The organism is Streptomyces misionensis, from assembly GCF_900104815.1.
Classification (GTDB): Bacteria; Actinomycetota; Actinomycetes; order Streptomycetales; family Streptomycetaceae; genus Streptomyces; species Streptomyces misionensis.
This window is the reverse complement of the sequence record NZ_FNTD01000004.1, coordinates 3,962,664-3,986,029: the sequence shown is the minus strand read 5'-3', so window position 1 is coordinate 3,986,029 and position 23,366 is coordinate 3,962,664. Positions and strand designations below refer to the sequence as shown.

At 73.5% G+C, this 23,366-nt stretch carries 20 protein-coding genes; 14 read left to right on the top strand and 6 right to left on the bottom strand.

The features are described 5' to 3' along the window. The first annotated feature begins 58 nt into the window (after positions 1–58). The 3 genes from BLW85_RS19665 to BLW85_RS19655 are packed head-to-tail and all read left to right on the top strand — an operon-like array spanning position 59 to position 3,221. A complete protein-coding gene (locus BLW85_RS19665; RefSeq protein ID WP_425275338.1) occupies positions 59–1,246 on the top strand; it encodes a DUF5819 family protein in 1,188 nt (395 codons plus the stop codon). Continuing rightward, the gene (locus tag BLW85_RS19660; protein WP_074992739.1) at positions 1,243–2,457 is read left to right on the top strand and encodes an HTTM domain-containing protein; all 1,215 of its coding nucleotides are present in this window, start codon (positions 1,243–1,245) and stop codon (positions 2,455–2,457) included. Before BLW85_RS19665 ends, BLW85_RS19660 begins: the two co-directional genes overlap by 4 nt. Next, positions 2,454–3,221: a TrmH family RNA methyltransferase gene (locus BLW85_RS19655; protein WP_074992738.1), complete on the top strand. Its 768-nt coding sequence runs from the start codon at positions 2,454–2,456 to the stop codon at positions 3,219–3,221. Before BLW85_RS19660 ends, BLW85_RS19655 begins: the two co-directional genes overlap by 4 nt. Here the strand turns inward: BLW85_RS19655 and BLW85_RS19650 are convergent. After that, the gene (locus BLW85_RS19650) at positions 3,218–4,171 is read right to left on the bottom strand and encodes an IS481 family transposase (protein WP_107409137.1); all 954 of its coding nucleotides are present in this window, start codon (positions 4,169–4,171) and stop codon (positions 3,218–3,220) included. The genes BLW85_RS19655 and BLW85_RS19650 overlap by 4 nt on opposite strands. Before the next feature lie 111 nt (positions 4,172–4,282). Beyond that, positions 4,283–5,980 carry a phenylacetic acid degradation protein PaaN gene (gene paaN, locus BLW85_RS19645; protein ID WP_070024404.1) on the bottom strand — a complete coding sequence of 566 codons (1,698 nt, stop codon included), beginning with the start codon at positions 5,978–5,980 and terminating at the stop codon, positions 4,283–4,285. Between the two features lie 159 nt (positions 5,981–6,139). On the opposite strand from paaN, the gene BLW85_RS19640 reads away from it, so the two are divergent. Continuing rightward, positions 6,140–7,654, top strand: a complete 1,515-nt coding sequence (locus BLW85_RS19640; protein ID WP_074992737.1) for a 3-hydroxyacyl-CoA dehydrogenase — start codon at positions 6,140–6,142, stop codon at positions 7,652–7,654. Beyond that, positions 7,651–8,238, top strand: coding sequence for a TetR/AcrR family transcriptional regulator (locus tag BLW85_RS19635; RefSeq protein ID WP_074992736.1), 588 nt, complete (start codon positions 7,651–7,653; stop codon positions 8,236–8,238). The genes BLW85_RS19640 and BLW85_RS19635 overlap by 4 nt, the downstream gene beginning before the upstream one ends. 1 nt (position 8,239) lies before the next feature. On the opposite strand, the gene BLW85_RS19630 is transcribed toward BLW85_RS19635, so the two are convergent. Then, positions 8,240–8,737: an Lrp/AsnC family transcriptional regulator gene (locus tag BLW85_RS19630; protein WP_208624867.1), complete on the bottom strand. Its 498-nt coding sequence runs from the start codon at positions 8,735–8,737 to the stop codon at positions 8,240–8,242. A gap of 175 nt (positions 8,738–8,912) precedes the next feature. Here BLW85_RS19630 and pdhA point away from each other — a divergent pair, with 175 nt between their 5' ends. From pdhA to BLW85_RS19595, 7 genes are all read left to right on the top strand, one after another. Beyond that, complete coding sequence (pdhA, locus tag BLW85_RS19625; RefSeq protein ID WP_070024399.1) at positions 8,913–10,067, top strand: pyruvate dehydrogenase (acetyl-transferring) E1 component subunit alpha; 1,155 nt, start codon at positions 8,913–8,915, stop codon at positions 10,065–10,067. Beyond that, on the top strand, positions 10,064–11,068 hold the full coding sequence (locus BLW85_RS19620; protein WP_074992734.1) for an alpha-ketoacid dehydrogenase subunit beta: 1,005 nt from the start codon (positions 10,064–10,066) through the stop codon (positions 11,066–11,068). Before pdhA ends, BLW85_RS19620 begins: the two co-directional genes overlap by 4 nt. After that, on the top strand, positions 11,068–12,381 hold the full coding sequence (locus BLW85_RS19615) for a dihydrolipoamide acetyltransferase family protein (protein ID WP_070024397.1): 1,314 nt from the start codon (positions 11,068–11,070) through the stop codon (positions 12,379–12,381). The genes BLW85_RS19620 and BLW85_RS19615 overlap by 1 nt, the downstream gene beginning before the upstream one ends. A gap of 112 nt (positions 12,382–12,493) precedes the next feature. Further along, entirely contained in the window at positions 12,494–13,384 is an 891-nt protein-coding gene (locus tag BLW85_RS19610; protein WP_074996132.1) for an NTP transferase domain-containing protein, read from the top strand. After that, complete coding sequence (locus BLW85_RS19605; protein ID WP_074992733.1) at positions 13,381–14,748, top strand: molybdopterin molybdotransferase MoeA; 1,368 nt, start codon at positions 13,381–13,383, stop codon at positions 14,746–14,748. The genes BLW85_RS19610 and BLW85_RS19605 overlap by 4 nt, the downstream gene beginning before the upstream one ends. Continuing rightward, positions 14,736–15,875, top strand: a complete 1,140-nt coding sequence (locus tag BLW85_RS19600) for a potassium channel family protein (protein WP_079172367.1) — start codon at positions 14,736–14,738, stop codon at positions 15,873–15,875. The genes BLW85_RS19605 and BLW85_RS19600 overlap by 13 nt, the downstream gene beginning before the upstream one ends. A 55-nt stretch (positions 15,876–15,930) precedes the next feature. Beyond that, a complete protein-coding gene (locus tag BLW85_RS19595; RefSeq protein WP_074992732.1) occupies positions 15,931–16,911 on the top strand; it encodes an NAD(P)H-quinone oxidoreductase in 981 nt (326 codons plus the stop codon). Positions 16,912–16,939: 28 nt separating this feature from the next. Here BLW85_RS19595 and BLW85_RS19590 read toward each other — a convergent pair whose 3' ends face one another. Continuing rightward, positions 16,940–17,602 (bottom strand): hypothetical protein, encoded by a 663-nt coding sequence (locus tag BLW85_RS19590; RefSeq protein WP_074992731.1) that lies wholly within the window; start codon positions 17,600–17,602, stop codon positions 16,940–16,942. Positions 17,603–17,783: 181 nt separating this feature from the next. Between BLW85_RS19590 and BLW85_RS19585 the strand changes: the two genes are divergently transcribed. After that, positions 17,784–18,326 (top strand): bacterial proteasome activator family protein, encoded by a 543-nt coding sequence (locus tag BLW85_RS19585; protein WP_070024393.1) that lies wholly within the window; start codon positions 17,784–17,786, stop codon positions 18,324–18,326. Between the two features lie 59 nt (positions 18,327–18,385). Here BLW85_RS19585 and BLW85_RS19580 read toward each other — a convergent pair whose 3' ends face one another. Continuing rightward, positions 18,386–20,029 (bottom strand): protein kinase domain-containing protein, encoded by a 1,644-nt coding sequence (locus BLW85_RS19580; RefSeq protein ID WP_074992730.1) that lies wholly within the window; start codon positions 20,027–20,029, stop codon positions 18,386–18,388. Between the two features lie 344 nt (positions 20,030–20,373). Between BLW85_RS19580 and BLW85_RS19575 the strand changes: the two genes are divergently transcribed. Further along, complete coding sequence (locus BLW85_RS19575; protein ID WP_079172366.1) at positions 20,374–22,005, top strand: protein kinase domain-containing protein; 1,632 nt, start codon at positions 20,374–20,376, stop codon at positions 22,003–22,005. A 13-nt stretch (positions 22,006–22,018) separates the two neighbouring features. Here BLW85_RS19575 and BLW85_RS19570 read toward each other — a convergent pair whose 3' ends face one another. Next, complete coding sequence (locus BLW85_RS19570; protein ID WP_177329875.1) at positions 22,019–23,056, bottom strand: phosphotransferase; 1,038 nt, start codon at positions 23,054–23,056, stop codon at positions 22,019–22,021. Positions 23,057–23,366: the final 310 nt, after the last annotated feature.

Genomic DNA, 23,366 nt, shown 5'->3' with positions numbered 1-23,366 from the left:
CCCATGGGCCGGCCCGGCGGGCCGGCCCACGACCGAGCCGGAACAGGGGACGGGGCGGATGGACGCGTACGACGAGGACTCGGGGGCCGCGCCCGGCCCGGACGGGTCGACCGGGGCGCGTCCCCCGGAGCACGCCCCGGAACGTCTGCCGGACGGCGAGCGCGACGAGGGTTTCGCCGCGCCCGCGCACGACGGCGGCTTCGCCGAGCGGGAGCCGGGCAGGGAGGCGGTGGGCCGCGCACGGCCGGGTCGCCAGCCGGCGGACGGGGAGCCGGCGGATCCGGAGCGGACCGGCCCCGAACCGGCGAGCCGGGAACCGTCCGGTCTGGAGCTGCTGGGCTTCAAGCCGACGGATCGGGAACCGACGGATCAGGAACCGAAGGACCGGGGACGTAAGGACCGGGGGCCGTCGCGCCTGAGGCCGATGGGCCGGAAGCCGTCGCGGCCGGAGCCGTCGGCCCCGGAGACGGCCCGCCCGGCGCCGCCCCACCTGGAGACAACCCGCCCGGAAACGGCCCGCCCGGGAGCAACCGGTTCCGAACCGGCCCGCCCCGAACCAGCCCGCCCAGAAACGTCCCAGCCCCACCCCCAGCCCGCCCGCCAGGGAATCCTCGCCCTCTCCCCCCGCTACCAAGCCGCCGCCGCGCTCGCCGTCGCCGCTGTCGCCGTCGGGGTCGGTGTGCACCTGCTGATGGTGTTCCTCAGCGTCGCGCCGCCCAACGCGGTGTCGAAGCAGCACGGCAAGGCCGTCGAGGCATGGGTGTTCCCGGAGTTCGAGCAGAACTGGAAGCTGTTCGCGCCCAACCCGTTGCAGCAGAACATCGCCGTGCAGGTGCGCGCCGAGGTGCGGACGAAGGACGGCAGCCTGATCACCACCGGCTGGACCGACCTGTCCGCGCAGGACGGCGCCGCCATACACGGCAATCTGGCGCCCAGCCACGCCCAGCAGAACGAACTGCGCAGGGCCTGGGACTTCCTCACCGCGACGCACACCGACGACAACCGTCCCGTCGGCATGCGCGGCTCCCTCTCCGAGGACTACCTGCGCCGGATAGTGGTGCTGCGCCTGTACCGCACCGATCCGACCAGCCGGGACGGCGTCATCCAGCGGGTGCAGGTCCGCTCCCGCACCACCAATGTGCAGCCCCCCTCGTGGAGCGACGAACGGGTGCCCGACAAGCCCTACTACCGCGAGCTGCCCTGGTGGACGGTGCGCGCCGACGAGGCCGCCGGGGGTGTGCGGTGAACCAGGTCCCCGCGACGCTGTCGCGCGCGCTCACCCGTGTCACCGAGGCGGCCCTCGGGCCCTACCAGAGTGCCGTCATCCGGATCGGCTTCGCCCTCACCTGGCTGCTCTACCTGCTGCGCGAGTTCCCGTACCGCCAGGAGCTGTACGGCCCCAGCGGACCCTGGAACCTGGCCATGGTCAAGCGGCTGACCGGGGACAACCACGCCTTCACCGCCCTGACGTGGTCGAGCGGGCAGCCGTGGTTCGAGTTCTGCTACGCGCTCGCGATCCTGGCCGCCGCCGCGCTGCTGCTCGGCTGGCGCACCCGTACGGCGTCCGTGCTGTTCATGGTGGGCGTCGTCTCGCTGCAGAACCGCAGCATCTTCATCGGTGACGGCGGCGACAACGTGCTGCACCTGATGTCCATCTACCTCGTGTTCACGCGCTGCGGTCAGGTGTGGTCCCTCGACGCGCGGCGAACGGCGCGCACCGCGGCGGCACACGCGCGGGGGGAGCGCGCCCCCGCCGACCGGACGGGCCCGGCGCTGTGGGCGGTGCTGGGGCTCGCGCTGGTCACGGCCACCGCGACCGGCAGGCTCTTCGGCAACAGCTGGCTGATCCCCGCCCTGCTGTGGGCGGTGTGGGCGGTGCTCGGACTGTGGTGGCTGGTCCAGCGCCGGGCACGGTCGGCCGAGCCGCGCATCCTGCTGGACGTGATCGCCAACGTCCTGCACAACGGCGCCCTCGTGGTGATCATGGCCGAGGCCTGTCTGATCTACGCCACGGCCGGCTGGTACAAGATCCAGGGCTCGCGCTGGCAGGACGGCACCGCCGTCTACTACCCGCTCCACCTGGACTACTTCACACCCTGGCCCGGCCTCGCCGGTCTGCTGTCGGCCAGTGCCACCATGCTGACGATCGTGGCCTACGGCACCGTCACGGTGCAGGTCGCCTTCCCGTTCACCCTGCTCGACCGGCGGGTGAAGAACGTGCTGCTGGTGCTGCTGATCCTGGAGCACGCGGTGATCGCCGTCGCCCTCGGACTACCGTTCTTCTCGCTGGCGATGATCACGGCGGACGCGGTCTTCCTGCCGACCTCCTTCCTGCTGCGGCTCGGCCGTCTCGCGGCCCGCGCGCGCGGGCGCTTCGTACGCGAGGGCGGCGGCCCGGTGCCCGGGCCACGCTCCCCGGAGGAGAGCACACCGGGCCACGTAGGGTTCACGGCATGACCGACCCGCTCATCCGCTGGCGCGAGCACGCCGCGTCCGCCGTGCTGCTCGACGGCTTCCACGCCCTGAAACACGCGCTGCGCTTCGGGGCCGAGGTGCCGGTGGCGGTCACCACCGACCGGCGGGCCGCGCTCGACCTGGCCGGGGAACTGGCCGAGGACGTGCGGGAGATCATGGGCGGGCTGCTCACCGAGGTACCCGAGCGGACGTACGCGGCGCTCGTCCCGCGGCCGCATCCGACGGGGGTCGCCGCGCTCGCCGTACGCCCCTCCCGCGAGGCCCATCTGCGCACGCTCGCCCGGATGCCCCGCACCAGCCCCGTGGTGGTCCTCGACAACCCCCGCAACCTGGGCAACGCGGGCGCCGTGATCCGGCTGGCCGCCGGGTTCGGGGCGACCGGGGTGGTCACCACCGGCACCCTCGACCCCTGGCACCCCACAGTGGTGCGCGGCGGCGCGGGTCTGCACTTCGCGACCGCCGTGGAGCGCCTGGACGTCGGCGAACTGCCGCCCGGGCCGCTGTTCGCGCTGGACCCGGAGGGCGAGGACATCCGCGGCACCGAGCTGCCCGACGACGCCGTGCTCGCCTTCGGGTCGGAGCGCAGCGGGCTGTCGGCATCGCTGCGCGCGCGTGCAGACCACCTGCTGCGGCTGCCGATGCGCCCCCAGGTCTCCAGCTACAACCTCGCCACCAGTGTGGCGATGACGCTGTACCACTGGAGCGCCACCGGGGGCGCGCCCGCCGCCCTGGGCCGCCGGCCCTAGGTGTGCTGTTCGGACAGGTTGGTGACGCGGCTGGCTGGTGGGTGGCCGCCGATGCCGGTGTGGGGTCGGTGGTAGTTGTACCAGTCCAGCCAGTCGGGGAACGCCGCTTGTCGTTCGGTGTCTGAGGTGTAGGGCCGGATGTAGGCCCATTCGTCGAGCAGGGTGCGGTGGAAGCGTTCGACCTTGCCATTGGTCTGGGGCCGCCAGGGCCTGGTCCAGCGGGGGCTGATGCCCAGGTCGCGGCAAGTCTGGCGCCAGGTGTTCTTGGTGTAGGCCCAGGCGTTGTCGGTCAGGACCCGCTCGACGATGACGCCTTGCCGGGCGAACCAGGCAGTTGCTCGTCGTAGGAAGCCGGCGCAGGTGGTGGCGGTCTCGTCGGGCAGGTCTTCGGTGTAGGCGAGGCGGGTGTGGTCGTCCAGGGCGGTGTGCAGGTAGGCGTAGCCGACTCCGGTGCGGTTGCGTCGGCCTTCGGCACGGCCCTGGGTGCGGTGCCCGCCGCCTTCTGGGATGCGGCCGAGCTTCTTGACGTCGATGTGGATGAGTTCGCCGGGCCGGGCGCGTTCGTAGCGGCGGACGGGTTCGCCGGTGGCCCGGTCGCAGGCGGCCAGGGCAGGCAGGCCGTGGCGGACGAGGATGCGGTGGACGGTGGATGCGGCGATGCCGGTGCGGGCGGCGAGTCGCAGCGGGCCGATCCGGTGCTCGCGCCGCAGCCGCAGAACCTGTGCCTCGACGGCAGCCGGGGTGCGGCGGGGTTGATGGTGCGGGCGGCTGGAGCGGTCGTGCATGCCCGCCTCGCCCAGCTGCCGGTAGCGGCTGGCCCAGCGTGCGGCTGTGGTGTGGCTGACCTGGAAGCGTTCCGCGGCCCGGCGCAGCGGCCAGCCGTCGTCCACGACACACCGGGCCAGACGCAGCCTCCCAGTCGGCGTCAGCGGGGCGTTACGGTGGGACACGAGGGCCTCCTGGCGGTCGGCGGTAGATGTCGCAATCCACACCGAACCCAGAAGGCCCTCACCTGTTCAAGCACCCAGCACGCGTGTCACCAACGTCCCGGGACAGCACACCTAGGCCCGCACGTCCCGGCGCACCTCGACCACCCGGAAGCGGTTCGCCACGAAGGCGCCGTCGCACAGGGCCGCGTTCGCCGCCGGGTTGCCGCCCGAGCCGTGGAAGTCGGAGAAGGCCGCGGTCTGGTTCACGAACACCCCGCCGGTGAGGTTGAAGGACAGTTGGGCCGCCTCCTCCAGGCACACCTCCTGGACGGCCCGCTCGACCTCGGCGTCGGTGGTGTACGCGCCGACCGTCATCGCGCCCTTCTCGCGCACCGTGCGCCGCAGCAGCTCCACCGCGTCGGCCGCCGAGTCCACCGCGACGGCGAAGGAGACGGGGCCGAAGCACTCGCTCATGTAGGCGGCCTCGGCGTCGGGCTTGGCGCCGTCCAGCTTGACGATCACCGGGGTGCGCACCACCGCGTCCGGGAACTCCGGGTTGGTGATCTCCCGGGACGCGAGGGCGACCTCGCCGAGGCCGGCGGCGGCCTCCAGACGGGCCTTGACGTCGGGGTTGACGATCGCGCCCAGCAGCCCGTTGGCCCGCGCGTCGTCGCCGAGGAGGCCGTCGACCGCGCGGGCGAGGTCGGCGGTGACCTCGTCGAAGGTCTTCGGGCCCTGGTCGGTGTGGATGCCGTCCCGCGGGATCAGCAGGTTCTGCGGGGTGGTGCACATCTGGCCGCTGTACAGGGACAGCGAGAACGCCAGGTTGGACAGCATCCCCTTGTAGTCGTCCGTGGAGTGCACGACCACCGTGTTGACGCCGGCCTTCTCCGTGTAGACCTGCGCCTGGCGGGCGTTGGTCTCCAGCCAGTCGCCGAAGGACGTCGACCCGGTGTAGTCGATGATCCTGATCTCCGGGCGGGTCGCGAGGGTCTTGGCGATGCCCTCGCCGGGGCGCTCGGCGGCCAGTGCCACCAGGTTGGCGTCGAAGCCGGCCTCGGCGAGCGCCTCGCGGGCGATCCGCACGGTCAGCGCGAGCGGCAGCACCGCGCGCGGGTGCGGCTTGACCAGGACCGCGTTGCCGGTCGCCAGGGAGGCGAACAGGCCCGGGAAGCCGTTCCAGGTCGGGAAGGTGTTGCAGCCGATGACCAGGCCGATGCCGCGCGGGACGGGGACGAACTCCTTGGTGAGCACCAGCGGGTCGCGCTTGCCCTGCGGCTTGGTCCACTCCGCCGTGCCCGGGGTGCGGACCTGCTCCGCGTACGCGTACGCCACCGCCTCCAGGCCGCGGTCCTGGGCGTGCGGGCCGCCGGCCTGGAACGCCATCATGAAGGCCTGCCCGCTGGTGTGCATGACGGCGTGCGCGAACTCGTGCGTCCGGTCGCTGATCCGCTTGAGGATCTCCAGGCAGACCACGGCCCGCACCTCGGGGCCGGCGTCCCGCCAGGCCCGCTGGCCCGCCTTCATCGCGGGCAGCAGGACGTCCAGGTCCGCGTGCGGGTAGCTGACGCCCAGCTCGATGCCGTACGGCGAGACCTCGCCGCCGACCCAGTCGTCGGTGCCCGGCTGGCCGAGGTCCAGGCGCGAGCCCAGCAGGGCGTCGAAGGCGGCCTTGCCCGCCGCCGCGTCCAGGCTGCCGTGTTCGCCGTACGCCTTGGGGTGCTCGGGGTGCGGGGACCAGTAGGCGCGCGTGCGGATCGCTTCCAGGGCCTGGTCGAGCGTGGGCCGGTGCTTCGCGATCAGCTCCGGGGCGGTCAGTTCGGCGGCCATGCGGGACCAACTCCTCGTCTCGGGAACTCTTCGTCGAGTTCACGACCTGGCAGAAAGAGCAGCGGGATGGGACGGTCAGGGCTAGAGTAACCGAACGATCGGTCGGTTCAAGGGGGTCCGCCGTATCTGTGGAAAACCCCGTGCGGGAGGATCGCGGACATGACAGCACTCGACCTCAGCAGCCCCGTGGCCGTCGTCGGCACCGGCACCATGGGCCAGGGCATCGCCCAGGTCGCGCTGGTCGCCGGCCACCCCGTGCGGCTCTACGACGCCGTACCCGGGCGTGCGCGGGAAGCGGCCGTGGCGATCGGCGCCCGCCTCGACCGGCTGGTGGACAAGGGCCGGCTCGACGCCGTCGCCCGGGACGCGGCCCGCGCCCGCCTGGAGCCCGCGCAGGCCCTGTCGGAGCTGGCCGACTGCGCCCTCGTCGTGGAGGCCGTCCTGGAGCGCCTCGACGTCAAGCAGCAGCTCTTCGGCGAGCTGGAGGACATCGTCGCCGAGGACTGCCTGCTCGCCACCAACACCTCCTCGCTGTCGGTGACGGCGATCGGCGGCGCCCTGCGCCATCCGGGCCGCTTCCTCGGCCTGCACTTCTTCAACCCCGCCCCGCTGCTCCCGTTGGTCGAGGTCGTCTCGGGGTTCGCCACCGACGTCGCCTCGGCCACGCGCGCGTACGAGACCGCCCGCGCCTGGGGCAAGACCCCGGTGGCCTGCGCGGACACCCCCGGTTTCATCGTCAACCGGATCGCCCGGCCCTTCTACGCCGAGGCGTTCGCCGTCTACGAGGCGCAGGCCGCCGACCCGGCCACCATCGACGCGGTCCTGCGCGAGTCGGGCGGCTTCCGGATGGGCGCCTTCGAACTCACCGACCTGATCGGCCAGGACGTCAACGAGGCGGTGACGCACTCGGTGTGGCAGTCCTTCTTCCAGGACGTGCGGTTCACCCCGTCGCTGGCCCAGCGCCGCCTGGTGGAGTCGGGCCGCCTCGGCCGCAAGACCGGACACGGCTGGTACGACCACACCGAGGGCGCCGAGCGGCCCGAGCCGCACACCGCCGACAAGGAGCAGGCGCCCGCCCACGTCGTCGCCGAGGGGCGGCTCGGCCCCGCGCACGAACTGCTCGACCTGATCCGCGAGGCGGGCATCCAGGTCCGCGAGGAGGACGAGGACAACGGCACCCGCCTGGTGCTGCCGAGCGGCGGCCAGCTGGTGCTCGCCGACGGCCAGACGTCCGTGGAGTTCCGCGACGTCGTCTACTTCGACCTGGCCCTCGACTACCGCAAGGCCACCCGTATCGCACTTGCGGCCTCCCAGGACACCTCGCCCCGCACGCTCGCCGAGGCCACCGGGCTCTTCCAGGCGCTCGGCAAGGACGTCAGCGTCATCGGCGACGTCCCCGGCATGATCGTGGCCCGTACCGTGGCCCGGATCATCGACCTCGCCCACGACGCCCTCGTCAAGGGCGTGGCGACCAAGGAGGACATCGACACCGCGATGCGCCTGGGCGTCAACTACCCGCTCGGCCCCTTCGAGTGGGACGACAGGCTCGGCCACGACTTCGCCTACGAGGTGCTGGACGAGATGCACGACCGCGACCCCTCCGGCCGCTACGCGCCCTCGCTCGCGCTCTTCCGCCACTCGTGCGCCGCCGAACGGCGGGAGGACCCCTCATGACCACGGCCCGACGCGACACGTACACCCCCGAGACGCTGCTCTCGGTGGCCGTCCAGGTCTTCAACCAGCGCGGCTACGACGGCACCTCCATGGAGCACCTGTCCCGGGCGGCCGGCATCTCCAAGTCGTCGATCTACCACCACGTCAGCGGCAAGGAGGAACTGCTGCGCCGGGCCGTCAGCCGCGCCCTGGACGGCCTGTTCGCGATCCTGGAGGAGCCGGGGGCGCGCGAGGGGCGGCCCGTGGACCGCCTGGAGCACGTCGTACGGCGCATGGTCGAGGTGCTCATAGCCGAACTGCCCTATGTGACGCTGCTGCTGCGGGTGCGCGGCAACACCGCCACCGAGCGGTGGGCGCTGGAGCGGCGCCGCGACTTCGACCACCGGGTCGCGGAACTGCTCAAGGCGGCCGCCGCCGACGGGGACGTACGCGCCGACGTGGAGATGCGGCTGGTCACCCGGCTGGTCTTCGGGATGATCAACTCCATCGTGGAGTGGTACCGGCCGGATCCGCGCGGCGCCACCGGCCGCGAGGTGGCCGACGCGGTCGTCCGGCTGGTCTTCTCGGGGCTGCGCGGGGACTGAGCTACGCGTCCGGCTCCAGGTCCTCCTCCTCGAACACCAGCAGCGTGCGGGTGCTCAGCACCTCGGGGATGGCCTGGAGCCGGGTGAGCACCAGCTCGCGCAGCGCCCGGTTGTCGGGCGTGTGCACCAGCAGCAGGACGTCGAAGTCGCCGCCCACCAGCGCGATGTGCGAGGCGCCGGGAAGCTGCCTGAGCTGTTCGCGGACCGTGCGCCAGGTGTTCTGGACGATCTTCAGCGTGATGTACGCCGAGGTGCTGTGTCCGGCGCGCTCGTGGTCCACGCGCGCGCCGAACCCCCGGATCACCCCGTCCTCGACGAGCCGGTTGATGCGCGCGTAGGCGTTGGCGCGCGAGACGTGGACGCGTTCGGCGACCGACCGTATCGACGCGCGGCCGTCCGCCTGGAGGATGCGCAGAATGTCCTGGTCGATCGCGTCCAGCGGCCGGGCCGGGGACAGCACGGCCTCCTGCGTCTCGTCGGCCATTCGTTCAGGTGCCATGTCCCCCCGCTTCCTCGCCGTGGACGTCCTGCGTTCATTCCAGGCTGTGGAGAACCGTTTGTCCACAGCCTCGACCCGCCTGTAGCCAAAATGTGCCGACGACCGAACAATCGGTAGGTGAGGCGGGTCACAGCCGACCCGCCTCCCGTAGCCGCTCCCACGAGGAGGTGCCGTCATGACGGTTCTGGAGCAGCGGGGCGCGTACCGGCCATCGCCGCCGCCCGCCTGGCAGCCCCGTATGGACCCCGCGCCGCTGCTGCCCGACGCCGAGCCCTACCGCGTCCTCGGCACCGAGGCGGCCGCCAAGGCCGATCCCGACCTGCTCCGCCGGCTCCACGCCCACCTGGTGCGCGGCCGCCGCTACAACACGCAGGCCACCGCGCTCACCAAGCAGGGCCGCCTCGCCGTCTACCCGTCCAGCACCGGCCAGGAGGCGTGCGAGGTCGCCGCCGCCCTGGTCCTGGAAGAGCGCGACTGGCTCTTCCCCAGCTACCGCGACACCCTCGCGGTCGTCGCCCGCGGGGTGGACCCGGTCGAGGCCCTCACCCTGCTGCGCGGCGACTGGCACAGCGGCTACGACCCCCACGCCCACCGGGTCGCCCCCCTGTCCACCCCGCTGGCCACCCAGCTCCCGCACGCCGTCGGCCTCGCCCACGCCGCCCGTCTCAAGGGCGACGACGTGGTCGCGCTCGCCATGGTCGGCGACGGCGGCACCAGCGAGGGCGACTTCCACGAGGCGCTGAACTTCGCGGCCGTCTGGCAGGCACCCGTGGTCTTCCTGGTCCAGAACAACGGCTTCGCCATCTCCGTCCCGCTCGCCAAGCAGACCGCGGCGCCCTCCCTGGCCCACAAGGCCGTCGGGTACGGCATGCCGGGCCGCCTGGTCGACGGCAACGACGCCGCCGCGGTGCACGAGGTGCTCACCGACGCCGTACGGCACGCCCGCGCGGGCGGCGGCCCCACGCTGGTCGAGGCGGTCACCTACCGCATCGACGCCCACACCAACGCCGACGACGCCACCCGCTACCGGGGCGACGCCGAGGTGGAGGCGTGGCGCGCGCACGACCCCGTGCGGCTGCTGGAGACGGAGCTGACCGAGCGCGGCCTGCTCGACGAGGCCGCCCTGGAGGCCGTACGGGAGGAAGCCGAGGCGATGGCCGCGGACCTGCGCGCGCGCATGAACCAGGACCCCGCGCTCGACCCGATGGACCTCTTCGACCACGTCTACGCCGAGACCACCGCCCAACTGCGCGAACAGCGGGACCTGTTGCGGGCCGAGCTGGCGGCCGAGCAGGACGGGCCCGACCAGCAGGAAGGCGACCGCCGATGACCACCGTGGCCGTCAAGCCCGCCACCATGGCACAGGCCCTCACCCGCGCGATGCGCGACGCGATGGCCGCCGACCCGAGCGTGCACGTCCTGGGCGAGGACGTCGGCACCCTCGGCGGCGTCTTCCGGGTCACCGACGGACTCGCCAGGGAGTTCGGCGAGGACCGCTGCACCGACACCCCGCTCGCCGAGGCCGGCATCCTCGGCGCCGCCGTCGGCATGGCCATGTACGGCCTGCGGCCGGTGGTGGAGATGCAGTTCGACGCCTTCGCCTACCCGGCGTTCGAGCAACTGGTCAGCCACGTCTCCCGGATGCGCAACCGCACCCGCGGCAGGATGCCCCTGCCGATCACCGTGCGCATCCCCTACGGGGGCGGCATCGGCGGCGTCGAGCACCACAGCGACTCCTCCGAGGCGTACTACATGGCCACCCCCGGCCTGCACGTGGTCACACCCGCGACCGTCGCCGACGCCTACGGCCTGCTGCGCCGGTCCATCGCCTCCGACGACCCGGTGGTCTTCCTGGAGCCCAAGCGGCTCTACTGGTCCAAGGACACCTGGAACCCCGAGCAGCCGGCGGAGGTCGAGCCGATCGGCCGGGCGGTGGTGCGGCGCACCGGCCGCAGCGCCACGCTGATCACCTACGGCCCCTCCGTGCCCGTCTGCCTGGAGGCCGCCGAGGCCGCGCGGACCGAGGGCTGGGACCTGGAGGTCGTCGACCTGCGCTCCCTGGTGCCGTTCGACGACGAGACGGTGTGCGCCTCCGTGCGCCGCACCGGACGCGCGGTGGTGGTGCACGAGTCCACCGGCTTCGGCGGGCCGGGCGGCGAGATCGCGGCCCGTGTCACCGAGCGCTGCTTCCACCACCTGGAGGCCCCCGTGCTGCGCGTGGCCGGGTTCGACCTGCCCTACCCGCCGCCCATGCTGGAGCGGCACCATCTGCCCGGCGTGGACCGCATCCTGGACGCCGTGGCCCGGTTGCAGTGGGAGGCCGAGGGCTGATGGCACAGGTGCTGGAGTTCAAGCTGCCCGACCTCGGCGAGGGACTGACCGAGGCGGAGATCGTCCGCTGGCTGGTCCAGGTCGGTGACGTGGTCGCCGTCGACCAGCCGGTGGTCGAGGTCGAGACGGCCAAGGCGTCGGTGGAGGTGCCCTGCCCCTACGGCGGCGTGGTCACCGCCCGCTACGGCGAGGAGGGCACCGAACTGCCGGTCGGCGCACCGCTGCTGACGGTCGCCGTCGGCGAACCGGAGGCCGAGCCGGAGAGCGGTTCGGGCAATGTCCTGGTCGGCTACGGCACCTCCGAGGCGCCCGGCCGCCGACGGCGGGTACGGCCGACGGCGCCGGCCGGCGGGGCGAGGGTGAACGGCGCCGCGCCCGCGCCCGCCGCGAGCGCCCCCGCCGTCACCCCGGCCGCGGCGCCCGGCGGTCCCGTGCCCGTGATCTCCCCGCTGGTCCGGCGACTGGCCCGCGAGGGCGGGCTGGATCTGCGCGGGCTGGCCGGTTCGGGTCCGGACGGGCTGATCCTCCGTGCCGACGTGGAGCGCGCCCTGCGGACCGAACCGGACCGGGACCGCGGCCGCACGGCCGGGACCCCCGCCGCGGCCGTTCCCGCCCCGGGCCCGGCGGAGGTCCGCGTCCCCCTCAAGGGCATCCGCGGCGCCGTCGCCGACAAGCTCTCCCGCAGCCGCCGGGAGATCCCGGACGCGACCTGCTGGGTGGACGCCGACGCCACGGAACTGATGCGCGCGCGGGCCGCGATGAACGCGGCCGGAGGGCCGAAGATCTCGCTCCTCGCGCTGCTCGCCCGCGTCTGCACCGCCGCGCTCGCCCGCTTCCCCGAGCTGAACTCCTCGGTCGACAGCGAGGCCCGCGAGGTCGTCCAACACCCGTATGTACACCTGGGGTTCGCGGCACAGACCGACCGCGGCCTGGTCGTACCGGTCGTCCGGGACGCCCATGCGCGCGGCGCCGAGTCGCTGACCGCCGAGTTCGCCCGGCTCACCGAGGCCGCCCGCACCGGCACGCTGACCCCGGGGGACCTCACCGGCGGCACCTTCACGCTGAACAACTACGGGGTCTTCGGCGTCGACGGCTCCACGCCGATCGTCAACCACCCCGAGGCGGCCATGCTCGGCGTCGGCAGGATCGTCCCCAAGCCCTGGGTGCACGAGGGGGAACTGGCGGTGCGCCAGGTCGTCCAGCTGTCGCTCACCTTCGACCACCGGGTGTGCGACGGCGGCACGGCGGGCGGCTTCCTGCGGTACGTGGCGGACTGCGTGGAACAGCCGGCGGTGCTGCTGCGCACGCTGTGAACCCGCGGTTCCCTGTGATCGGCCCGGCCCGCATACTCGGGGAGTGACCGACAAAGCCACCGCCGACGAGACCGGCGCCGGGCCGCCGGCCACCGCGGCCGCCACGACCCCCGTGCCGTACGACCCGTACGACGCCGTCGTGCTGGCCGGCGGTGCCGCGCGGCGGCTCGGCGGGGCCGACAAGCCCGGGGTACGGGTCGGCGGCCGGGCACTGCTGGACCGGGTGCTCGCCGCCTGCGCGGGCGCCCGTACGACCGTCGTGGTGGCCGCGCCCCGGCCCACCGTCCGGCCCGTGCGCTGGGCACGCGAGGAGCCGCCCGGCGCGGGGCCGGTCGCCGCGCTGGCCGCCGGCCTGCGGCACACCACGGCCGAGCACGCCGTCGTCCTCTCCGCCGACCTCCCCTTCCTCCGCCCGGCCACCCTGCGCCGGTTGCTGGCCGCGCTCCACGGGACCGGCGCCGACGGCGCACTGCTCACCGACGCGGACGGCCGCGACCAGCCGCTGGTGGCCGCCTACCGCACCGCCGCGCTCCGCCGTGAACTGGCCGCCCTCGCCGCCGCGCCCGACGGCCTCACCGGCCTGCCTCTGCGCCGGCTCACCGGCGCCCTCCGCCTCACCCGCGTCCCGGACCCGCACGCGTCCTTCGACTGCGACACCTGGGACGACATCGTCAACGCCAGGGCACGCATCAGGGAGCATGGGCACGTGTTGGATGAATGGATCTCCGCAGTCAAGGACGAGCTGGGCATCGACCTGGACGTCGACATGAACGTCCTGCTCGACCTGGCCCGGGACGCCGCACACGGTGTCGCGCGGCCCGCCGCCCCGCTGACCACCTTCCTCGTCGGCTACGCCGCGGCCCGGGGCGAGGGCGGCCCCGAGGCCGTCGCCGAGGCCGCCCGCAAGGCCGCCGCACTGGCGCTGAGCTGGGAGGAAGAGGCGCGGGAGACCGGCGGGGCCGGGGAAGGGAACGGGGGCCCGAGCGCCCCGGACGCCGGATGACCGCGTCCCGCCTGGGCGGCGGGGCACCCGTGGAGGACGGCGACGACCTCGATGTCGAGGAGGCCCTGGCCCTCGTGAGGGAAGCCAAGGACGACGGTACCGGCCCGCCCCCGGTGCCCGGGACACGGGACGCGCGGACCGACGGCCCGCACCGGGCCACCTCCTGGCCCGAGGCCCGCGAGATCGCCGCCCGCGCCGCCCGGACGGCCCGGTCCGCGGGCGCCCGCCGGGGCCCCGTCTCCGTCCCGCTCGGCGACTCCCTCGGCCTGGTCCTGGCCGCGCCCCTCGACGCGCTCGGCGACCTGCCCTCCTTCGACACCTCCGCGATGGACGGCTGGGCGGTCGCCGGGCCCGGCCCCTGGACGGTGCGCGAGGAGGGCGTGCTCGCCGGGCACGCCCAGCCCGCGCCGCTCACGGACGGCGAGGCGGTGCCCATCGCGACCGGTGCCCGCGTCCCCGCCGACACCACCGCCGTGCTGCGCACCGAGCACGGCCGCACCGACACCCAGGGCCGGCTGCACGCCACCCGGGACCTGGCCCACGGTCAGGACATCCGCCCGCGCGGCCAGGAGTGCCGCAGCGGCGACCAGTTGCTGCCCGTCGGCACCCTGGTCACCCCCGCCGTCCTCGGCCTGGCCGCCGCCGCGGGATACGACACCGTCACCGTCGTCCCCCGCCCCCGCGTCGAAGTCCTCGTCCTCGGGGACGAGTTGCTGACCGAGGGGCTGCCGCGCGACGGCCTGATCCGGGACGCGCTCGGCCCGATGCTGCCGCCCTGGCTGCGCGCCCTCGGTGCCGAGGTCGTCGCCGTACGCCGGGTCCGCGACGACGCCAGGGCCCTGCGCAAGGCGATCACCGCCTCCCCGGCCGACCTGGTCGTCACCACCGGAGGTACCGCCGCCGGGCCCGTCGACCATGTCCACCCCACCCTGGAACGCATCGGCGCCGAACTCCTCGTGGACGGCGTCGCGGTGCGCCCCGGCCATCCCATGCTGCTGGCCCGCCTCCAGGACGGCCGGCATCTCGTCGGACTGCCCGGCAACCCCCTCGCGGCCGTCTCCGGCCTGCTCACGCTCGCCGAGCCGCTGCTGCGGACCCTGGCCGCCCACCCGGCCCCCGAGCCGTACGCGCTGCCGCTGACGGAGGCGGTGCACGGACACCCGTACGACACCCGGCTCGTCCCCGTGGTGCTGCGCGGCGACCGCGCCGTACCGCTGCACTACAACGGCCCGGCCATGCTGCGCGGTGTCGCCGCCGCCGACGCGCTGGCCGTCGTACCGCCGGGCGGCGCCCGGCCGGGCGAGGAGGCGGAGCTGCTGGACCTGCCCTGGGCGGTCGCCGGGATCGGGGTATGTTTCACGTGAAACACGCGGACCACGACACCACCGCCTCCCCCGATTCCGACCGCCCCCGGGACAACGGCACCCGGACGGACGAACGGTCGGTCACCCACCGGGTGAAGCTCCCCGTGAAAGTGGTGGAACGCCCCCTCCGCCAGGTCGCCAAACGGCTGCTCATGGCGCTGCTGGTCCTGGTTCTCACCGCGCTCGTCGTCTACGCCGACCGCGCGGGCTACCGCGACAGCGCCGACGACTCCGTGGACCTGCTCGACTCCTTCTACTACGCCACCGTCACCCTCTCCACCACGGGATACGGCGACATCACCCCGGTCAGCGACAGCGCCCGGCTGACCAACATCTTCGTCATCACGCCCCTGCGCGTGCTGTTCCTGATCATCCTGGTCGGCACCACGCTGGAGGTCCTCACCGAACGGACCCGGGAGGAGTGGCGCCTGAAACGCTGGAGGTCCGCCTTGCGCGAGCACACCGTCGTCATCGGCTTCGGCACGAAGGGGCGGTCCGCCGTGCAGACCGTGTGCGCGACCGGGCTGAAGAAGGAGCAGGTGGTCGTGGTCGACCCCAGCGCCAAGGTGATCGACGCGGCGACCGCCGACGGCTACGCCGGGGTCATGGGCGACGCCACCCGCAGCGATGTGCTCAAGCGGGCCGAGGTGGGCAAGGCCCGGCAGATCATCGTCGCCCCGCAACGCGACGACACCGCCGTGCTCGTCACCCTGACCGCCCGGCAGCTCAACCGGAGCGCCAAGATCGTCGCCGCCGTGCGCGAGGAGGAGAACGCCCCGCTGCTGCGGCAGTCCGGCGCCGATGCCGTCATCACCAGCGCCAGCGCGGCCGGCCGGCTGCTCGGCCTCTCCGTCCTCAGCCCCGCCGCCGGCATGGTCATAGAAGACCTCATCCAGCAGGGCAGCGGACTGGACCTCGTGGAACGGCCCGTGGTGCGCGCCGAGGCGGGCAAACGGCCGCGCGAGATCGACGACCTCGTGGTGAGCGTGGTCCGCGGCCATCGCGTGCTCGGTTACGACGACCGCTCCATCGGCACCCTGCAACTCACGGACCGGCTCATCACCATCGTCCGCGCCAGCCCGGGCACCCAGATCACCCCGCATATCCGCCCGCTGCCCACGGACTGAGCGAACGGCCCCCGCGCACCGGCACCCGGGCCCCTCGGGGAGTAGCGTCACCAGCATGCATGCGATCACGATTCCCGAACCTGGTGGTCCCGAGGCGCTGGTGTGGGACGAGGTCCCCGACCCGGTGCCCGGCGAGGGCGAGGTGCTGGTCGAGGTGGTGGCCGGTGCCGTCAACCGCGCCGACATCCTGCAGCGCCAGGGCTTCTACGACCCGCCGCCCGGCGCCTCCCCCTACCCCGGCCTGGAGTGCTCCGGCCGGATCGCCGCGCTCGGCCCCGGGGTGTCCGGCTGGGCCGTCGGCGACGAGGTGTGCGCCCTGCTCGCGGGCGGCGGCTACGCCCAGAAGGTCGCCGTACCCGCCGGGCAGCTGCTGCCCGTTCCGCAGGGCGTCGACCTCGCCCAGGCCGCCGCACTGCCCGAGGTGGCGTGCACGGTCTGGTCCAACGTGTTCATGGTCGCCCATCTGCGCCCCGGCGAGACGCTGCTCGTGCACGGCGGCTCCAGCGGCATCGGCACCATGGCGATCCAGCTCGCCAAGGCCCTCGGCGCCAAGGTCGCGGTGACCGCCGGGACCAAGGAGAAGCTGGAGCGCTGCGCCGAGCTGGGCGCGGACATCCTGATCAACTACCGGGAGCAGGACTTCGTCGCCGAGATCAAGGAAGCCACCGGCGGCGCGGGCGCCGACGTCATCCTCGACAACATGGGCGCCAAGTACCTCGACCGCAACATCCAGGCCCTCGCCGTCAACGGGCGGCTGGCGATCATCGGGATGCAGGGCGGCGCCAAGGGCGAGCTGAACATCGGGGCGCTGCTGAGCAAGCGGGCCGCCGTCAGCGCCACCTCGCTGCGGGCCCGTCCGCTGGGCGAGAAGGCCGCCATCGTGGCCGCGGTGCGGGAGCACGTCTGGCCGCTGCTCGCGGCGGGGCACGTCCGGCCGGTGGTGGACCGCGCACTGCCGATGCCGGAGGCCGCGCAGGCCCACCGGGTGGTCGAGGAGAGCGGCCACATCGGCAAGGTGCTGCTGCTGGCCCCGTGACGGAGCCCGCCGGTGTGCGCGGGGGCGCTCAGCCCCTGCGCAGCCGCAGGCCCAGGAAGGCCAGGCCCAGCCCCAGGCCGATGAGGACGAGCCCGCTGCCCAGCGGGAGGATCCGCAGCTCCGGCTCGCTCGCGTTCTCGCTCTGCCGGGCCGCGTCCCGCGGGGCCCCCGTGGGATCGAGGCCCGCGTCCCGGGGCGGGGGCGAGGCCGCGGACGTGGGGCTCTCGGCCGTTTCCGGTTCCGCGGGCTGGGCTGCGGCGGAGCCGACCGGGTCGTCGTCGCCCTCCACCTCGGCCCAGGGGCCGTCCGGCCGGCCCGGGCGCATCCTGCCCTCCCCGGCCCCGCTCCCGGCCCGGGACGGCTCACCGGACGGCGGGTGGTTCGAGGAGGCGGAGGGCCGGGGGGCGTGCGTGGGACGCGGGGGATCGCCGGGCCCCGGACCGTCGTGCTCGTGACCGGGTCCGGGCCCCGGGCCGTCCTGGTGATCGTGCGCCGGGCGGGCCGGGTCGCCGGAGCTGCCCGCGTGCCCCGAGGTGGAGGACGAGGGAGACGGGGAAGGGGCCGCGGGCGTCGAGGAGTGCGGGGTGCCGGGGCCGGCGTACGCGGTGGCGGCGCCGTAGGCGGGCAGGGCCGTCGCGAGGACGACCAGCAGCCGCAGCGAGCGGTGGGTGAGTCGCAGCCATGGAGTCACGTCGGTGACCTCCCGGAGCCCAGCAGGCGTGAGCCGTGATCGATGGATGAACCGACGGAAACAGCCTCACATCCACCGACTCGCCGGGCATTCCGGATTGGGCCGACGGGACCAAACCGAGGTTCGGCCGATCCGGGGGGCACCCCGGTGACGAGGTGGGCGGGTGCGAGAGAATGACGGCATGGAGATGCCGAGGAACGAACGGTCGCCCGAGAATCCCCAGATCCTCGTCGTGGGCCAGGACGGGATGGCGCTCGGCGGAGGCACCGGGAACGACGATTCCCGCGAGACTCCGGTGACGGAGCAGGTCGAGCAGCCCGCCAAGGTCATGCGGATCGGCAGCATGATCAAGCAGCTTCTGGAGGAGGTGCGTGCGGCTCCCCTCGACGAGGCCAGCCGGGTGCGGCTGAAGGAGATCCACGCCAGCTCCGTCAAGGAGCTGGAGGACGGGCTGGCGCCGGAGCTGGTCGAGGAGCTGGAGCGGCTGTCGCTGCCGTTCACCGACGACGCCACCCCGAGCGACGCGGAACTGCGGATCGCGCAGGCCCAGTTGGTGGGCTGGCTGGAGGGCCTCTTCCACGGCATCCAGACCACGCTGTTCGCCCAGCAGATGGCCGCCCGCGCCCAGCTGGAGCAGATGCGCCGGGCGCTCCCGCCGGGCGTCACGGGCCCCGACGGCGACGACCACCCGGCCGGCGGCCGCTCGGGCGGCCCGTACCTCTGACCCGCCGACCACGCGAAAGGGCCCGGCGCCGGTGCGCCGGGCCCTTCTTCACGCGCGCGTCACTGCGGCGGATTGCCCGTCGACACGCTCAGCTCGATGGTGCCCGGGTCCTTGGCGCTCACGTCCGTGCCCTGGGACGGGAACTGGTCCATCACGGTCCCGTCGCCCCAGGTGTTGTCGTCCACCTTCTTGATCTTCAGCTGCCAGCCGGCCGCCTGGAAGCACGCCTTGACGGAGTTGATGTCCTTGTAGCGGAAGTCGGGCAGCCGGATCTTGGCGGGGTCGTCGTAGGACTCCTCCGGCTCCGTGCACTTCGTCTTGTCGATCACCCGGGTGGTGTCCGGCGCCCGGTAGCCCGGCCGGTGCGAGGCGGCCGCCGAGGCGGAGGCGCCGCCGCGCCCGCCCGTGTCCTCACCGCCGTCACTGTTCGCGGTCAGCGCCACGATCAGGCCGACGACCGCGGCGAGCGACACCACGCTCGCGCCGATGATCACGGCCTTGTTGCCCCGGCCGCCGCCGGAGCCCCGCCCGGCCCCCTGCACGGCCGTGTGCGGTGTCTGGGCGTACGGCGGCGGGGTCTGCGGCCCGTAGCCCACGGGCGGGGTCTGGTAGCCGGCCTGCTGCGGATAGCCGTAGGCCGGGGCGGGCGCGACCGGTGCGGGGGTGCCCTGGCCGGGGCCGTACGGGCCCGGCTGGTACGGCGTCTGCACCGGCCCGGGCGGCGTCTGCCGCGCCTGGTCGACCGGCGGGAAGACCGCGGAGCCGACTCCCGAGCCGCTCTGCCGCGGACCCGCTCCCGGCACGATGCTCGGCGCCGCCGCCTGGAAGGAGGCGGCGACCCGCAGGCACTCCTCGCGCATGGCGTCGGCGGTCGGGAAGCGCTCGTTCGGGTTCTTCCGCAGCGCGCGGGCGACCAGCGCGTCCACCGCGGGGGGCAGCGAGCGGTTGACGGAGGACGGCGCGACCGGCTCCTCCTGTACATGCGCGTACGCGATGGCCAGCGGGGAGTCCGCGTCGAACGGCAGCCGCCCGGTGACCAGTTGGAACAGCATGATGCCGACCGAGTACAGGTCGGAGCGGGCGTCCACGCCACGGCCGAGGGCCTGCTCGGGCGAGAGGTACTGCGGGGTGCCGACGACCATGCCGGTCTGCGTCATCGACGTCACACCGGACTGCATGGCGCGGGCGATGCCGAAGTCCATGACCTTGACCACACCGCGCTTGGTCATCATCACGTTGCCCGGCTTGATGTCGCGGTGGACGAGCCCCATCTCGTGGCTGATGTCCAGCGCCGCCAGCACGTCGGCGGTGACCTTCAGCGCCTTGTCGGCGGGCATGGCGCCGTACTGCCGGATGTCCTCTTCGAGCACGGAGCCGAGCGGGCGGCCCTCGACGTACTCCATGACGATGTACGGCGTGGCCAGGCCGCCCAGGTCGTCCTCGCCCGTGTCGAAGACGGAGACGATGTTGGTGTGCGTGAGCTTCGCCACGGCCTGGGCCTCGCGGCGGAAGCGCTCGCGGAAGGCCTGTTCGCGGCCGAGTTCGGTGTGAAGTGTCTTGATCGCGACCTGACGGTCCAGCACGGAGTCGTACGCGAGGTGCACGGAGGCCATGCCGCCCTCGCCGAGCAAGTCGCGCAGCTGGTAGCGGCCACCGGCCAGCGCCTGCCCCGCGTACCGGCCGTGTGCGCCGTCCTGGCTCATCTTTCCGCGTCCCCCGTCGGCCGTCGGATGCCCTGGCTCATCGCGCGGGCCTTGATCGAATGTGTCATTCCCGGCCAAGTCTGCCCCAGGCCCCGGACACGTCAAGCTCGGTGCCCGTTCCGTGACCGTACGCGCAAGAAGCGTCGCGCAAGCGTTACAGGGGGCGTACGACCGGCACACACAATTTGCACGACGGCCCTTGCTGGGGGTTTCATGGCCGGTCCGTCGCTTGGCTGGTCCCGGTTCCGGTTCCGGACCGGTGGCCCCCACGGAGGCTGTAGCGTGACCGACGGAGACCGTGACAACACCGCGCGCACCGCGGGCAGAAACGACGGCGAGGACTGATGGCACAGACGCAGCGCGCCCAGGGCCCGTCCGACCCCGAGGCGTCTGGCGGCGGCATGTCGGACGCGCCGGAGATGTGGGGCAACGGAGGGCTCGTCGGCGACGGCCGGTACCGGCTCACGCACCGGCTCGGCCGGGGCGGCATGGCCGAGGTCTTCGCCGCCGAGGACGTCCGTCTGGGCCGTACGGTCGCGGTAAAGCTGCTCCGCGCCGACCTGGCCGAGGACCCCGTCTCCAAGGCCCGCTTCACGCGCGAGGCGCAGTCGGTCGCCGGACTCAACCACCACGCGATCGTGGCGGTGTACGACTCCGGTGAGGACGTCGTGAACGGCCAGTCCGTGCCGTACATCGTCATGGAGCTGGTCGAGGGCCGCACCATCCGCGATCTGCTGATCAACGCGGAGGCGCCGGGCCCGGAGCAGGCGCTGATCATCGTCTCCGGTGTCCTGGAGGCGCTCGCCTACTCGCACCAGCACGGCATCGTGCACCGCGACATCAAGCCGGCGAACGTGATCATCACCGACAGCGGCGCCGTCAAGGTGATGGACTTCGGCATCGCCCGCGCCCTGCACGGCGCGCAGTCCACGATGACCCAGACCGGCATGGTCATGGGCACTCCCCAGTACCTCTCCCCGGAGCAGGCGCTCGGCAAGGCCGTCGACCACCGCTCCGACCTGTACGCGACCGGCTGCCTGCTGTACGAACTGCTCGCGCTGCGGCCCCCGTTCACCGGTGAGACCCCGCTGTCGGTGGTCTACCAGCACGTGCAGGACACGCCGGTGCCGCCGTCGCAGGTCCTTCAGGCCTGCCCGCCGGAGCTGGACGGCCTGGTCATGCGCTCGCTCGCCAAGGAGCCGGACGACCGGTTCCAGACCGCCGAGGAGATGCGCGGCCTGGTCCAGTACGGCCTGCAGATGCTGTACGACCAGGGCGGGCACACCGGCACCTGGAACACCGGCCCGGTGACCGCGCACGACGCCCGGCAGACCCCCGCGGGCGGCTTCGCGGGCACGACCGTGATGCCGCACCCCATGGACGGCGCCGGCACCGCCCAGATCCCCCAGCCCCTGCTGCCGCAGGGCTACGGCAGCGGCGACGACGGCGGCTTCGAGGGCCACGGCAACAAGGGCAGCGGCCGCGGCAAGCTGTGGATCCTCGCCGTGCTCGCGGTCATCGCCATCGCGGCGGGCGTGGCACTGGCGGTCAAGGGCACGGACACCGGCGGCGGCTCCGGCACCGACACCAAGCCGCCGGCGACGCACACCAAGAGCACCAAGGATGACTCCGACACCGCGAGCCCGACCGACGACAGCACCGGGCGGCCCACGGACACCACCACCGACAACGGGTCGGACACCGGTTCCGGGTCGGGCTGGGGACAGCCGTCGTACACGCCGTCGTACACCCCGTCGCAGCCGCAGAACACCGGCCAGAGCGGCCAGCCGACCGCCCCGCAGAGCACGGCCTCGCAGCCCGCGGACCCGTCGAGCGGCGGCGCGGACGCGGGGACCGGCGACGGCGGCACGGACGCCGGCAGCTCGGACGGCGGCACGGACGCGGGCGCCAACGGCGGCGGGACCACCAACGACGGCGGCCTGTCGGCCGGCGGGGCGGGCCTGCCCACCGGCTGAGCGGCGCCGCCGGTCACCGGGTGAACGCCTCGCACACCGCGTCGTACTGCCGGGTCCACCACACCGCGAGCGCGGAGGCGGCCGGGAACTGGCAGTCGGCGCGGGTGTCACCGCGCTCGTAGTGCCAGCGCAGCATCCAGAAGTCGTTCAGCCGCTCCCACCACACCCGGTGCACGGCCGCCGACAGCTCCGCGGACGTGGCGCCGGCCGCGCGCCGGTACGCGCGGGCGTACGCCCGCACCTTCGGCAGGTCCAGCGTGCCCTCCGGGCGGACGAAGAAGATCGCGGCGGCGCGTACCGCCTCCTCGGCGCGCGGCTGCACGCCGAGCCGGTCCCAGTCCACGATGGCCGCGGGGGCGCCGTCCTTGTAGAGCAGGTTGAACGGGTGGAAGTCGCCGTGCACCCAGCCGACCGGTCCGCCGGGTGGCGGGCGCCGGTCCGCGTGCCGCTCCAGCAGTGCGCGCCGTTCCAGCAGCCGGTGCCGGGCCAGCGCGTCGAAGGCGTCGGCGGGGCGGTGCCGGCGCACCCGGGCGAGCAGCCGGCCGATGAGGTCGAAGGTGTCGGCCGGATCGGCGCTCCGCACGGGATGCGGTCCGGCGGCCGGGCGGGTGCGCGCCTTGGGCGGCATCACGCGCTCCAGACAGGCGTGCACGGCGCCGAGCAGCGCCCCGAGGCGGGCGCTCTCCGAGCGGGTGAGCTGGCCGCCGTCGCGGTGCCCGCCGTCGATCCAGGGGTGCAGGGCGTAGGCGTGCCCGCCGATCACGGCGACGGTGCGTCCCTCGCGGTGCGCGAGCGGCACGGCGACCGGGACGCCCAGGTCGGCCAGGCGCTGGGTGGCCCGGTGCCGGCGTTCGATGGCGGCCGGGTCGGCGGTGTCGGGATCGAAGTGGTGCTTGAGGAAATAGCGGCCGCGCGTGGTGCACAGCCGGTAGCCGCGATTGAGCAGGCCCTGGTCGACCGGTTCGCAGGCCACAGCGGTACCTGCGGTGTCGTAAAGGCGTAGAAGGGCGCCCACCGGGGGCGCGGGGGGTGGTACACAAGGGCGCGGCACGCCGGAGATGCTAGGGCACCGAAAAGGCCCGTGAGCTGGGCATTGTCACAGGAAGTCAGCGTCGATCGCATTCGGTCACAGGGTGTACCGCCGTGAACGCACACATGTATTCCGGTATCCACCGCGAACTCTTCCCGTCACCTGGGTGAGCGGGATAACGTGCGGGTGCTCCGGCCTTGCCACAAGGCTGTGACCAGCACGCTTCCGCACCATCTCGATTTACTTGGAAATCCAAGCAAAATCGCAGGTCAGGTGGGGTTTCACAGAATTGTGGAGCACTGGGTAACGTAATGGTTGCAGGGCGCTCGCC